This window comes from Franzmannia pantelleriensis (assembly GCF_900102875.1).
GTDB classification, from domain to species: Bacteria; Pseudomonadota; Gammaproteobacteria; order Pseudomonadales; family Halomonadaceae; genus Franzmannia; species Franzmannia pantelleriensis.
In genome coordinates this window covers 171,941-186,097 of record NZ_FNGH01000001.1, presented here as the reverse complement: position 1 = coordinate 186,097, position 14,157 = coordinate 171,941, and the positions used below count along the sequence as shown (strand labels likewise).

Here is a 14,157-nt window from a genome sequence, read left to right as displayed (position 1 = left end):
GCCTCCTTCAGTATTTACTGATAACTGATCAGCCGCCTGCCACTGTCAGGAGGAATATCGACTGGAGGCACCCCCGTGACCGACGAGCTCGCACCGCTGGAAGCGCAGCAGGAGATCCATGAACTGATCGCTCAACAGGCGCCGCTGACGAAAACCCAGGATGCGATTGCTGACTGGATTCGTCTTCAGCTTCCCGGTGCCGTGGTGGCCTTCATGCGTTTCGACCCAGCGCGCCGTACGCTCAGCTTGTTCCCCAGTCAACGTTTCTCCCAGCGCTACTTCGAGCGGCTTCAGGATGCCCCCATCGGCCCCAGGACGACCTCCTTCGGTGCCGCTGCTTATCTACGTCGACAGGTCATCACCGAGGACATCCAAACGGATCCAGGTTGGGAAGCCTACCGCGATGTTGCGCTTGCCGAAGGCCTCCGTGCCTGCTGGTCAAGCCCAGTGATTACCCCTCAGGGTGAGTTACTGGGAACATTCGGTGCCTATCATCGCGTGCCAGCCGCCCCAAGCGACGCGAGCATGAGATGGCTCCGCCAGGCCGCCGCCCTGATTGCACTGGCGGTCATCAGAGATCGCGACAGTCGGCATCACCGTACGCTGGCGGAATGGCACCGCTCGCTGTTCGTCAATCACCCTCACGGCGTCTATGAATTCGATCTCGAGGGCAGGTTCCAGCGTGGCAATGCCGCCCTGGAGCAGATCACCGGCTATCCTGAACAGGTGCTGATCGGCCGCCACTTCAACGAATTTATCGCCCCCAATTATCGCGAACTGACCCAGGCGGCCTTCGATGCCGCCCGATTCGGGACTTCACGCCAGTACGAGACCCTAGGCACGCATGCCGATGGATATGCCTATCATCTGGAAATCACCAACTTCCCGGTGACCGTCGATGGCGAGATCGTCGGCGTCTATGGCATCTGTCACGATATCACCGAGCGCAAACGGCAGGAGGCCGAGCTACGCCTGTTGCAACGCGGCATCGAGGCCAGCCCCAATGGCGTGCTGATGGCCGATGCCACCCAACGCGACATGCCACTGGTGTATGCCAACGAGGCCTTTTGTCGTCTGACCGGTTATGCGCTTGGCGAAGTGCTGGGTAAAAACTGTCGTTTCTTGCAAGGCCCAGAGACTGACCCAACAGCCGTCGAGACCATCCGCCACGCCCTGGCGGCGCGTAGCGAGGTACAGGTCACACTGCTGAATTACCGCAAGGACGGCACGACCTTCTGGAATCGCCTGGTGATCAGCCCGGTTATTGATGAAACCGGGTGTTGCACTCACTTTATCGGTAATCAACAAGACATCACTCGCGAGCGGACTCAAGAGGCCCAGATTGCCCATCAAGCTACCCACGACCTGCTAACTGACTTACCCAATCGTCCTGCATTGGAGAACCGTCTCGAAGATCTATTCCGATTGAGTCAGCAGAATCAGAACCTGCTGGCGGTGATGTATCTCGATCTGGACGGATTCAAGTCAATCAATGATGGCCTGGGATATACCATCGGCAATCAACTGCTGATGGCCGTCGCTGACCGGCTGCGTCAGTTGCTTCGCCACACTGACACCCTAGCCCGCCTCGCCGGGGATGAGTTTGTCTTTTTAATGCCTGGCTTCAGAACCCGAAAAGAAGTGGTCGCTGCCGCCGAGCGCATCCTCACGGCCCTGGAACGCCCATTCGCTATCGACGGTCACGCCTTGCACATCAGTACCAGCATTGGCGTCGCGTGCAGCGACGAGCCCATTCAACAGGCCCATGAACTGCTTATGCATGCAGACCTTGCCCTCGAAGTGGCTAAGCAGCAGGGACGCAACACCTGGCAGTGGTACCAGGAAGGCAGCAAGCGGCACACCAGCGAACATGTATTGCTGCGTCATGACCTCCACGCTGCTCTGCGCGATGACCAGTTCGAACTCTATTACCAACCGGTGGTTGATGCTGTAAGCGGCCAGCTGCGCAGCGTCGAGGCCCTGGTCCGCTGGCACCATCCCACCCTAGGGACGGTATCACCCGGGATCTTCATTCCGATTGCCGAGCAAACCGGCCAGATCATCGACCTGGGCCGCTGGGTGCTGAAACAGGCCTGCCAGAGCCTGGCTGACCTACACGCAAAAGGGTCACGAGTGTTCCCGGTGGCCGTCAACATCTCCTCGTTACAGTTTCGCCGCGACGGCTTTCTAGACGAAGTGCAGGGTATTCTCGATGAGACGGGTCTCCCCCCCGAGCTTCTCGAGCTGGAGATGACCGAGAGCATCCTGCTGGGAGGGGCTGAACAGGCTATCGAGATGATCGGCAAGCTGCGGGGGATGAGCATCACCATCGCCATCGATGATTTTGGTACCGGTTTCTCCAGCTTGAGCTACCTGCGCGACCTGCCCATCCACAAGATCAAGCTCGACCGCGCCTTCATCCAGGATATTCTCACCAGCCGCAACAATGCCGCCATCGTCCAAGGCATCATCACCATGGCTCATCACATGGATCTGGTCGTGGTCGCCGAAGGGATAGAGAAACGCGAGCAGCAGCAGGACCTGATTCGTCGTGACTGTGATTTGCTCCAAGGCTTCCTTTTCGCCAGACCGATGCCGCTTCAAGACCTCCTGGCACTGCCCAACCCCCTACCCCCAGTGGCCATCCCCTAGATACGCAATGTAGTGACCTAAAACAATGACCACTACAAACTGCTATCTACCCAGGGGGCCAAAACCCAGGCCGGGCAGATCTACGATCGGTTACGCACGATACTGGCAACCTCACCGGTAAATCTCGGACACACGTCATAGAGGATGATACATTATTGCTACACCTACCTGGGTGTGGCATTGGTCAGCGCGGGGCCAAGCTCGTTGAAGCCTGCCATTAAACGTGCAGACCATGGCCCGCACGCGGCCAAGGCAACGTGGCACAGTTGGGTACTGGCAGGAGGCCCGAACGAGGGCTAGCCTAGCGCATAAGGCAATGCTCTATTCGTCTCACAGTCCCAGTAACGCAATTGAGGATCCGATACTTCACATTGACATTGTTCAATAAAAACCAATATTAAATGCGCAGGTGGCTCCTATGGCCGTTCCCGCTAGGCATGACAACCCCACGGCGACCGTGATTCATTCACTGTTGTTGCAGACACACGAGCTGTCACTGTATGCCAAGGATATGGCTTATCCCCTGAAAGCGGACGTGATCGAACTGGACCAGAGTACTGGCCGCTTGGTGCTGGAGGTCGAATATGCCGGCCAGGATATCGAGCGCTACCTAGCCAAGGGTGGCGTAAGCTTCGACCTCGAGGTGCTTAAGGGGGCACAGGCCCTCGAGCGTGAGACCTACAGCCTCAGCAATGTCGACGCCAAGCTGATCAAGACCGATAGCATCTTGTATCGCCTGGAGTGCCAACTTCCCGAATCTGTCTTCGTTGCAGAGCAACGGGGGGCGATCCGGATTCCCTTTATCCTCGGCATGCAGGCCCGCGTCAACATCGAAGTCTTTCTGCACGAGCTCAACGTCCCAGGGCGGCTGCGTAACCTGTCAGTCGGTGGCTGCATGGCCGACATAGACCTTGCCGACAGCATCGCGATCAACGTGGAGCAGGACATTCCTGGTGTTACGCTCGAATTTCCCAACGGTGAAAGTTTCTTCGCTGCGGGCAAGGTCCGGCATATCCGCCCCTTTGGCAATCATGGCTATGCTGCTGTCGGCATCCAGTTTATAGGCCTGACGTCACTTCAAACAGAGGCCTTGTTCCGATACGTCGGCGAGTCCGAGCGCGAAGCGGCCTACCGTACCGGGGCCAATGATAAAATGACGCAGCACTCTCCCCTCTTCATTCCCGGCACCAAGGAGAAGCAGATTCTTCAGCGTGAAAGCAAAGAGCGCGAGATGCACTCGCGCCAGTCGCCCATGGAGCGGGGTGTCGTCCATATTGCTCACCATCTTCAGGTAGGTCTGATGTATATGAAGACCCGCGACTTGTTCCCTGAAGAAATCTTCTATGACTGCGTCGACACCCTGCGTTACCTGGTGGAAAAAGACCGAAAAACGTTACTGCATGCCTTGGCCTACCTGCGCGAAGAGCAGGACTGGGTCCGCCATGCCGTGCAGGTAGCAGGTCAATTGGCTGATATGTTGACCATACGCGATCCGCACGACCCCAAAGTGCGCGAAGCCGTGCTCGGCGCACTGCTGCACACCATGGGTAAGCCGCTGCTAATCGGCCCCCAGTTGCCGTCGCTCAAGGTCAACATGAATCCAGCTCAAAAGGCGGTTCTCCGGGGACACGTGACAGTACTGAGCGACAAGCTGCGTGAACTGAACTGGACGCCCAGCCCCACTTGCCGAGACGTGATCGAGAATGCCAATGAGCGTCTGGATGGCAGCGGGTACCCAGCAGGCAAGCGCGCCGAGTCGCTCTCAGAGCTGGTGCGGCTAGTATCGATAATCAAGGCAGTCAATAAGCAGCGCTTTGCACGTAACGGCGCTCCGCCTCGCCCCCCGCTCGATGCCTACCGCAGGATTCACGAGGCAAACGCCGCCTATGACAAAACCGTGCTGGTGGAGTATATCCAAGTCTATGGCCTCTACCCGATCGGCAGCCTGGCAAAGTTCTCTGGTGGCTTCCTCGCCTGGGTCATGGACATCGACGGTAAGGGCATGCCGACCCAAGTGCACATCGTCAAGAACCTGCGTTTTCCCGATACCAACATCGACAATATCATCAGTAGCGGCGACTTCTCCCAGATCGGCAAGCTCGAGGATATCGTCAATCCAGCCGATTACGGGGTGAAGGTCGTGAAGGTCTAATCAGCGTCACGAGCCCTGCCACCGCCCACGGCAAAGTGATCGATTACGCACACTCGCTAGTCATAGGCAGGCCTGGCTACATACTGCTGACCAGCAGCGCCTGCTGGCAGGCAAACTTGACCATCAACGCCCCACGGCATACCCCTGCATGTGCCTAGCGGATGCCCCCGCATGGAGCATGCCATCGTAGCGAGCCACGGCACAGACGCGCCCCAGCGCCCACGCATCCTGGATCGCCAGCTCATGCCCCCTGGATCGCAGATCCGCCAGGACGTCTGGCGAAAAGCGATTCTCGATCAGCACGCGGCCCAGTACGCACTCACGCGGATGGAAGGACGCGGGGAAGTGACGAATCTGGAACTGCGGCGCATCGATGGCCCGCTGCAGATCATAGCCGTAGTGAACGATCCGCAAGAACGTCGTTAGGCTCCACTGATCCTGCTGATCGCCACCGGGCGATCCAAGCGCCATCACTGCCTTGTCACCGCGGGTCACCAGGGTCGGTGTCAGCGTCGTGCGCGGACGCACGCCAGGCCGCAGGGAACTGGCTAGGCCCGGCGCCAGCCAGGTCATCTGCGCTCGCGTGGAGATCGAGAAGCCAAGCCCGGGCACGCTGGGTGAGCTTTGCAGCCAGCCACCGCTGGGCGTCGCCGACACCATGTTGCCGAAGCGGTCGACGATATCCAGATGCACCGTATCACCCTCGACGCTGGGCAGCGGTGCAAAGGTAGGCTCACCGCCCCCTGGGCCGATGGTCGGCTCGCTGCCGGCCAGGGCCATGATCGCCTCGATCCGCTCATCAGCGCCGGCAAGCCCAGGGCGCATTGCAAGCGACGCCCGATCACCGACCAGTTGCCGACGTGCTGCGTTGTATTCCCCGCTGAGCAACGTCTTGAGTGGCACGTCCGCGGCCGCCGGATCGCCATACCACGCCTCGCGGTCGGCATAAGCCAGCTTCGCCGATTCAGCGACCTGATGCACGAACTCGGCACTGTCCGGGCCGAATGACGCAAAGTCTACCCCCTCGAGCAGTGCCAGCTGCTGAAGAAAAACCGGCCCCTGGCTCCAAGGGCCAGCCTTGTGGACCCGGTATCCCGCGTATTCAGCGCTCACCGTGGCCTCATCGCTCGCCGACCAGCGCGCCATATCGTCACCCGTCAACAGGCCGGCATGTCGCTCACCGGTGCTGTCCATCAGGGGCTTACGGTAGAAATCATCGATCGCCTCGGCCACGAACCCCTCATAGAAGGTCGCCCGGGCGCGCTCGATCTGTGCCTCGCGATCGGGGCCCGCAAGCGTCGCCTCAGCGAGAATGCGTCGGTAGGTCAGGGCAATCCCCGGGCAGCGGAACAGCGCATCGGGACGTGGCGCCCCACCCCCAACCAGCCATTGCTCGGCAGAGCTCGGCCACTCCTGCTTGAAGAAATCGATCACCGGCAAGATGGAGGAAACCGCGCGGCTGAGTAGCGGGAACCCACTCTCCGCATACTCGATGGCAGGCGCCAGCACCGTCGCCAGCGGCAAGCTGCCGTAATCACGCAGCAGCGTCATCCAAGCGCCGAAGGCCCCGGGCACCACGGCCGGCAACAGCCCGGTCCCCGGCACCATCTTGAGGCCGAGCGCCGCGAAGCGTTCCGCGGTGGCCGCAGCGGGCGTCACCCCCTGGCCACAGATCACTCTGGGGGCCGAGTCATCATGACGCATGGCAATGATCGGCACCTCGCCTCCCGGACCATTCAGGTGTGGCTCGACGATCTGCAGGACAAACCCTGCCGCCACTGCGGCATCGAAGGCGTTTCCGCCTTTTTCCAACATTGCCATCCCGACGCTGGACGCCAGCCAATGCGTGGTACTGACGGCGCCGAAGGTGCCCTTGATCTCGGGACGAGTGGTAAACGGCGGCAAGCTGGACATGGAGTCGGTTCCTTTTGTTGTCGAGCGCGACGTCGGTATGGCGAGGCTCACGTTGTACTTGAACCTACCATTTTTTACAGGCAGGATCATTAAAGCTATATAGCTATATTTACTACAACGCCAATGACAACTGAATAGCGGTAGCCCATGACACTCGACAAGATCGTCAACGCCTGCCTGCCCCACTTCGAGAACGACCGCATCGGCGTACCGAAGTACGCGCGTTTCTACAACGCCATCAAGGAGGCCGTGCATGCTGGGCACCTCATGCCGGGCGACAAACTGCCCTCGGAGCAGGAGCTATCGGCGCGGCTGCCAGCGAGCCTCGGCACCCTCCAGAAGGCGCTAAAGGCACTATCCGACGACGGCATCGTCATTCGCGAGCACGGTCGCGGCACCTTTATCCGCGACCAGGAGATCAAGTTCGAAGACATCCGCGTCTTCCGCTTTCTCGATAACGGCCGCCCGCTGCCGCTGACCCTGCAGGGCCTGGCCATCCAAGTGGTGGACCTTGACCGCGAACTGGCGACATTCTTCGGTCGCCGCAAGGCCGCCGTCGTCAAACGCCTGGTTCAGGTTGAAGGCGAACCCTGGACCTTCAATGAGTTCTTTCTTCCGTTGGAGTACGCCCACGATCTGCTGGACAAGCCAGCCAGCGACTTCGACGGTCTCTCGCTGCATGAGCATCTGTTCCAGACCCAGCGCATCCTCACCAGTCACTTCATGCACCGCCTAGGCGTCGCGCCTTTCTCCGTGGATGCCAGGCGATTTCTTGGTCTAGCCGACGACATCCGACACGGCATGCAGTGGCGAGTACAAGGCTTCGATCGGGGTGGGGCACCGACCACCTTTCAGCGCTTCGAAGTCCAGCCCGGGCATCGTGATATCGAACTCAGCACTCAGGCAGGTCAGGTTCGCGGCGCCTGACACCCTCTGCGTACCGCCGCCATGGTTATGACCCAACCGCTCCACCAACAACAAAGGCAGCAACATGACTCAGGATATCAACCCCAACGCTACGTCTCCGATCGACGCCCGTCGCCGTCAATTGCTCAAGGCCGGTCTCGCCGGTGTCGGCGTTGCCCTGTTCCCCGGCATCCTGGCCGCATCGCCCACCCGTGAACTGCGCTGGGGCTCAGCGAGCCTGGGATCTACCGGCTATATCATCATCGAAGCACTGGCTCAGGCCGTGCAGCGTAACAGCGACATGCGCAGCACCACGCTCGCCACCTCAGGCGGCGCCGAGAACATGGTGATGGCCAGCCGCGAGGAGATCGAGTTCGGCCAAACCACTTCCACCGATTGGCCCCCGGCCACCGCTGGCGAACGCCCCTTCCCAGGGCCTATCGATGCACGCCAGATGTTTGCCTACACGGTATGGAATATTCCGCTGATCGTGCGCGCCGACTCCGACATCCATAGCCTCGCCGACCTCGCTGGCAAGCGCGTGATGCCCTCCACCGCGGGCGGCGCCACGGCCATCATGCACCAGACGATTCTTCAAGCAGCAGGTGTTGCCGACGACGTCGACTGGACCTACGGCTCCTGGAACGACACCTTCAGCGCCTTCCAATCCGGGTCCGTGGATGCGATCCCTTCGACACTGACCAACGGCCGGCCTTCACCGTCGCTGGCAGAGATCGACAGCAGCGTTGAGTTTCGCGTCCTACCGATCGACCCCGAGGTGCTAGAGCGCGCCCAAGGCATCAACTCAGGCCTGCTGGCGACAACGGTCACTGCTGAGCAGTGGGACAAGGCGGAAGGCGAGATGCTGATGCCGGCCATCTCGGGCGTCCTTGCGGCCCGGCCTGGCGTCACGGACGAAGAAGCCTACGCCGTCTGCAAGGCCATCTTCGATGACCCCGAGCAGGTTCGCCGCGTTGGCTCGCAGCTACAGGACATCGGCGTGGAGTTCGCGGTTGAGTACCTGCTCTCGGAGTACCCGGTCAACGCTGGCGCAGCGCGCTACTTTCAGGAACGCGGCGTATGGCGTGACGAGCTGATCATTGCCGATCCTGTCACCGCCTAACCCTGCCGTCTGCCATGCACTGCGGTGCATGGCAGCCGTTCATCGACGAGGTTGAAGGTCCCCATGACACCCAAGCTGCTCGACGAGAAGCGCGGCTATCTCAATAGTGCCAACCTGATACTGCTCCTGACGCTGGTCATGGTAGCCACTCACCTGCTGCAGGTGTTCAATTACTACCTGCCATCAGGCCAGTTCAAGACCCTTCACCTCGGCATGGCACTGGTGATCATCTTCACCAGTGCCGCGGGTCATTCGCGTCACTGGCTCGCTCGGCTCGCCTATGCCGGCTGCTTCGGCATCGCCGCTATTGCCGCCGGCTACGTATTTCTGGAGTACGACGGACTGATCACCGACCGCGTATTCGGCCCTGAGCCGATGGATGTGGTGATCGGCTGCCTGCTCATCGCCACCTGCCTGGTGGCCGCCTGGCAGCAGTGGGGGTTGACCATCCCGCTGATCGGCGTCATCGGCCTGCTATATGGCTACTTTGGCAATAGCCTGCCCACTCAACTGCTCTATCACGGCGGCATGGGCCTGGAGCGGCTGGTGTCCTATGCCTCAATTCCCAATTTCCAAGGCGTGCTGGGATCGCTCACCGAGCTGTCTGCCGGCACCATCTTCATCTTCATGGTCTTTGCCGGGCTACTCAAAGCCACCGGCGGCATCGATTTCATCATGGGGTTCGCCACCAAGCTGGCAGGCAACTCCCGCGGTGGCCAGGCCAAAATCGCGGTCCTCGCCAGCGCCTTCATGGGCATGATCTCCGGCAGCACCGTCGCCAACATTGCCAGCACCGGCACCATGACGATCCCCACCATGAAGCGCACGGGCTTCAAGGCACCCTTCGCCGGCGCCGTCGAGGCCGTCGCCTCCACCGGCGGCCAGATGACACCACCGGTGATGGGCCTCACCGCCTTTCTGATGGTTGGTGTCACCGGGCTCGGCTACGATCAGGTGATTCTCGCCGCCATGATCCCAGCGGGCCTCTACTATTTCTATCTGATCCTGGCCGTGCACCTGCAGGCCGCTCGCGACGGCCTAGTACCTTATCAACAGAACCAGGCGCCAACGCTGCCTGCCAAACAGCTGCTGGCACGCTACGGCCATCTACTGATGGCCATAGGCGTGCTCGTTTATCTGCTGGTCAGCCGCATGCCGCCCTCCTATGCCGCGGCCTATGGCTGCCTCGCGATCATCGTGCTCGAGCTCGCCAGCAGCCTGCTGCGCCAATATCGGCATCCACTCAAGGCACTGGGCACCGCCGTCACCCGCCTGGTCGATGGTCTGCGTGAGGGCGGCTTCAGTGGCGCCACCATCGCCGTCATCGTCGCCGTGATCGGCATCTTCGTGGAAGTCCTGACCGCCACCGGCTTCGCGCAAAAGCTCTCCTACCTGATGCTCAGCATTGCTGATGGCAGCCTCGGTGTGCTGCTACTGATTGCCGCCGTTGCCTGCTTGATCTTCGGGCTAGGCCTGCCCACCTCGGCGGCCTACATACTGGTCGCCTTGCTGACCGCCCCGGCGCTGATCGATATGGGATTGAGCTTGATGGCCGCGCACATGTTCGTGCTCTATTTCGCCATCTTTTCGGCGCTCACCCCGCCGGTAGCCGTCGCCTCGCTGATCGCCGCCCGCATCGCCGAGGCGTCCTACTTCACCACCGCCATGCAGGCAGTGAAAATTGGCCTGCCGGGTTTCTTCCTGCCCTTCCTGTTCGTCGCCAGGCCAGAGCTGCTGCTGCTCGAGGGCTCGCTGGTCGATCAGCTCATGGTGATAGCCATCAGCCTCGTGGCCCTCGCCGCCCTCAATGTCGCGATGGTTGGGCAAGGGTTCATACGCACTGCGTGGTCGGTCCGACTGGTGCTACTGATTGCCGCCACGCTGACGCTCGTGCCGGGCATGATGGGCACGTTAATAGGCTGTATCGCTATCATCGCCATCCTGGGCTATCAGTTCACGCTGAGAGACCGGCATCCCATCACCCGCGAGGCCTAGCGGGAGGATGGCCAGCAACAGACGACCACTACTTCGCAGCGTAACGCTCGGCGGTGGCCAGCATCTCGGGCAGTCCGATACTCTCGTTTAGCTCGTCGAAGGCGGCCATGCGGTCGCGGAAGGGCTCAGTGGATCCGTGGTGCTTGAGGCTCTCGAAATACGCCGAGGCCTGGCGAATGACCGCGCGGGCAAGCCCTCCGGGGAAGATCACCAGCTTGAAGCCCAGGTCCGCCAGTTCATCGGCACTGCCCGCCGGTGTGCGCCCACCCTCGACCATGTTGGCCAGTAGCGGTACCCGCTGCTGAAAGCGTTCGGTGATCATCAGCTGTTGCTGGCGGCTCTGCGGTGCCTCGATGAACAGTACATCGGCACCCGCATCAAGATAGCGCTCGGCGCGCACCATCGCGGCATCGATCCCCTCTACGCCGATCGCATCGGTGCGCGCGATGATCTGGGTCGTCTCGCTGCGGCGTGCGTCGCAGGCCGCCTGGATCTTGCCCACCATCTCATCGGCTGTGATCAGCGTCTTGCCGCTCAGATGGCCACAGCGCTTGGGAAAGGTCTGATCCTCCAGCTGTATCGCCGAGGCCCCGCTGCGCTCGAACACCCTCACGGTACGCTGCACGTTGAGCGCATTGCCGTAGCCGGTATCGGCGTCGACGATCAGTGCGATATCCACACGGTCGCGAATCGCCGCGATGCTATCGGCCACTTCGGTCATGGTCACCAGCCCAAGGTCAGGACGGCCCAACTGGGTGTAGGCCAGGCTAGCGCCGGATAGATAAACACTCTCGAAACCAGCCTGCGCCGCCAGATTGGCCGTGAACGGGTCGTAGACCCCCGGTGCGACCACGGCACCCTGGGTTTGCTGGATCAAATCGGCGAGCGGAGTCATGGCATTTCCTCAACGATGAATATCACGCGTCCCAGACGCGCTGATTATTGTGGGTCTTGCGCCCCAAGGACATCTGATGCTCATAGGTGTCGGGGCAGTAGAAGCCTTCGATGTATTCGACCGGGCGGTCATCTTCGTCGAACACGGTACGGCGAATGCACAGCAGTGCATCACCCGGCTCCATGTCGAGCAGACTGGCCTGAGCAGGGGTCGCCAGCTTGGCGGTGATCGCCTGCTCGGCACGGGCCACCTTGGCCCCGGCGCGCTCCAGCAACAGCAGCAGCGGCTGGGACGCCATGTCCTGCTCGGAGAAGGTTCGCCCGATCGCTTCCGGCACATAGGTGGTCAGCAGTGAGAACGGCGCCCCGCGGTGGCTCCGCACCCGGGTAGCCTTCTGCACCGAGCTCCCGGACGCCACCTCGAGCGCTTGTGCCACCTCGGCCGAGGCTGCCACATAGCCAAAATCGAGCACCTTGACCTCGGTCTTGAGGCCCATCGCGATCAGATTCTCGATCACCCCGGAGATACTTGCCTGCACCGGTGACGATTCATTGGACGCCACCGGAAAGGTGCCCTTGCCGCGGTAGCGCACCACCAGGCCCTCGCGGTCCAGACGCTCCATCGCCTTACGAATGGTGATACGCGACACCTGGAACTGCTCGGTCAGCAGTATCTCGTTGGGCAGCGGATGTTCTGGGGTATAGCGCCCCTCCAGAATTTCCTGGCGCAACACCAGATAAACGCGGTGGTGCTTCGGCCACGGATCACTGGCATCTCCGCCGAGTTGGCGTTTCGAGAGGTCTGTCACTGCGCCTCCTTAGACCTGAGTGTAAGAGCCACTGGCTCTTGTTTATCTGACGTCATGTCCTATTGACATGACAAAATTACCATGCATGAATAACCCTTGCCAATGCATGATCCGTCGCAAGAGCTTAGATATCCCTAAACAATAACGACTCCGGAGACGCCCCATGAACCATCAGATCAGCCCACTCACCAACGCCATTAAGCGCAGCCTGCCTGCCGTCAGCGCCGGCATCTCGTGCCTGGTGTTGAGCGTCGGTCTAGCCAGCGCTGCGCAGGCCGACTGGCCGGAAGACCCGATCGAGATCATCGTTCCCTTCGATGCAGGTGGTAGCGCCGATCGCATGGCGCGCGGCCTGGCCGAACACATGTCGCCGCGCCTCGAGGTCCCGATCAGCATCGTCAATCGTCCTGGCGGCGCCGGCGCCCTGGGGGCCACCTACTTCCAGCAGCAGGCCGCCGACGGCCAGACCCTGCTGGTAATGCAGGCCACCCCCTACCTCGCCAGCGCCATCGAAGTCGGCGGCGCCCCGGTCGAATGGGAAGATTTCCAACTGCTCAGCGCGCAGTGGAATGACTACGGCATCGTAGCGGTGCACAACGACAGCCCCTACCACTCCCTCGAGGAACTGATCGAGGCCATGCGCGAGTCCGGCGAGGTCAGTTCCGGCATCATCGTCGGCAACGGCGGTCACCTGCAGACCCTGGTGCTGATGGACGCGCTGGACATCGAGCACGACAACGTGCGCTTCGTGACCTACAGCGGCGGAGCTCCGCTGCGCGCGGCACTGGCCGGCAATCAGGTCGACTTCGAAATTCTCGCCGCCGAAGCCGCGCTATCGATCAGTGACGAGGTCCGTGCCCTGGCCGTGGTCAACGATGAACCAAGCGACAACTGGGATGCACCACTGTTCAACGACGAAATGCAGCAACTCGGGATCGAGCCGCTCCCGCTGATCGGCGGCAACGTCACCGGTCTGATCGCCCACGCCTCGCTGCAGGAGGAACACCCTGAACGCTACCAGCGCCTGCTTCAGGTCTATCAGGAAACCCTGGAGAGCGACGAGTTCCAAGCCTGGGCCAGTGAAGCCGGCATTGGTGCCGACTGGGTTTCCCCCGAGGACAGCCAGGCGCTGGTCGACGAAGCTTACCGTGCCGTGCAGCAGTATGCCCCGCTGCTGCAGTAAGCGCGGCCCACTCGTCCAGTCACCTCGGATAGACAACGCGGGAGGCAAGCATGGCAACCTCGACTCGACGGCACGGCTTTCCCCTGGGTAGCGTGCTGTTCTCACTAAGCCTGGCGGCCGTTTTCGGCTACTACGCCCACGGGGTACATGCCGCCGCCCGCGGCGTCACCGACTGGTTGCTGATCGTGCCGGCCGCCGGCATCGGCATCACTGCCCTGCTGACGATCGTCGGCACCAAGGTCATCGACTGGTATCGCCAGCGTCATGTCAGCGCCGCCGCCGAGGACGATCCCTCGGCGCTTCCCGCGCTGCTGTTCATGGGGCTACTGGCGGTGTATGTGGCAGCCATACCGATCATCGGCTTCGATCTAGGCAGCCTGCTATTTCTGTGTCTGGCACTTTACCTGCAGGGTGAGCGGCGCTGGTGGGTGATCATCGGCTTCGGCGTGGTGGTCTCGGCCACCATCGTGCTGCTGTTCATCGAACTGCTGGGCATTCGCCTGCCCACCCTGCTGCTGTGAGCCCCACT

10 protein-coding genes are annotated in these 14,157 nt (G+C 61.3%); 7 read left to right on the top strand and 3 right to left on the bottom strand.

Annotated elements, in window-relative coordinates:
* Nucleotides 1-75: 75 nt before the first annotated feature.
* Nucleotides 76-2,652: a bifunctional diguanylate cyclase/phosphodiesterase gene (locus BLT16_RS00665; protein ID WP_176817124.1), complete on the top strand. Its 2,577-nt coding sequence runs from the start codon at nucleotides 76-78 to the stop codon at nucleotides 2,650-2,652.
* A gap of 418 nt (nucleotides 2,653-3,070) precedes the next feature.
* On the top strand, nucleotides 3,071-4,804 hold the full coding sequence (locus BLT16_RS00660) for a PilZ domain-containing protein (RefSeq protein WP_089656555.1): 1,734 nt from the start codon (nucleotides 3,071-3,073) through the stop codon (nucleotides 4,802-4,804).
* Nucleotides 4,805-4,927: 123 nt separating this feature from the next.
* Here BLT16_RS00660 and BLT16_RS00655 read toward each other — a convergent pair whose 3' ends face one another.
* Entirely contained in the window at nucleotides 4,928-6,718 is a 1,791-nt protein-coding gene (locus BLT16_RS00655; RefSeq protein WP_089656553.1) for a gamma-glutamyltransferase family protein, read from the bottom strand.
* 147 nt (nucleotides 6,719-6,865) lie between these two features.
* Between BLT16_RS00655 and BLT16_RS00650 the strand changes: the two genes are divergently transcribed.
* The 3 genes from BLT16_RS00650 to BLT16_RS00640 all read left to right on the top strand — a co-directional run bounded on the left by BLT16_RS00650 (nucleotide 6,866) and on the right by BLT16_RS00640 (nucleotide 10,742).
* Nucleotides 6,866-7,645 carry a GntR family transcriptional regulator gene (locus tag BLT16_RS00650; protein ID WP_089656552.1) on the top strand — a complete coding sequence of 260 codons (780 nt, stop codon included), beginning with the start codon at nucleotides 6,866-6,868 and terminating at the stop codon, nucleotides 7,643-7,645.
* Nucleotides 7,646-7,709: 64 nt separating this feature from the next.
* Nucleotides 7,710-8,747 (top strand): TAXI family TRAP transporter solute-binding subunit, encoded by a 1,038-nt coding sequence (locus BLT16_RS00645; protein WP_089656550.1) that lies wholly within the window; start codon nucleotides 7,710-7,712, stop codon nucleotides 8,745-8,747.
* 63 nt (nucleotides 8,748-8,810) lie between these two features.
* Nucleotides 8,811-10,742 carry a TRAP transporter permease gene (locus BLT16_RS00640; RefSeq protein WP_089656548.1) on the top strand — a complete coding sequence of 644 codons (1,932 nt, stop codon included), beginning with the start codon at nucleotides 8,811-8,813 and terminating at the stop codon, nucleotides 10,740-10,742.
* Nucleotides 10,743-10,770: 28 nt separating this feature from the next.
* Here BLT16_RS00640 and BLT16_RS00635 read toward each other — a convergent pair whose 3' ends face one another.
* Entirely contained in the window at nucleotides 10,771-11,637 is an 867-nt protein-coding gene (locus tag BLT16_RS00635; RefSeq protein WP_089656546.1) for an isocitrate lyase/PEP mutase family protein, read from the bottom strand.
* Between the two features lie 22 nt (nucleotides 11,638-11,659).
* Complete coding sequence (locus BLT16_RS00630; RefSeq protein ID WP_089656543.1) at nucleotides 11,660-12,445, bottom strand: GntR family transcriptional regulator; 786 nt, start codon at nucleotides 12,443-12,445, stop codon at nucleotides 11,660-11,662.
* A 163-nt stretch (nucleotides 12,446-12,608) separates the two neighbouring features.
* Between BLT16_RS00630 and BLT16_RS00625 the strand changes: the two genes are divergently transcribed.
* Nucleotides 12,609-13,628, top strand: a complete 1,020-nt coding sequence (locus BLT16_RS00625; protein ID WP_089656541.1) for a Bug family tripartite tricarboxylate transporter substrate binding protein — start codon at nucleotides 12,609-12,611, stop codon at nucleotides 13,626-13,628.
* A 50-nt stretch (nucleotides 13,629-13,678) separates the two neighbouring features.
* The gene (locus tag BLT16_RS00620) at nucleotides 13,679-14,149 is read left to right on the top strand and encodes a tripartite tricarboxylate transporter TctB family protein (RefSeq protein WP_089656539.1); all 471 of its coding nucleotides are present in this window, start codon (nucleotides 13,679-13,681) and stop codon (nucleotides 14,147-14,149) included.
* The last annotated feature ends 8 nt before the right edge of the window (nucleotides 14,150-14,157 follow it).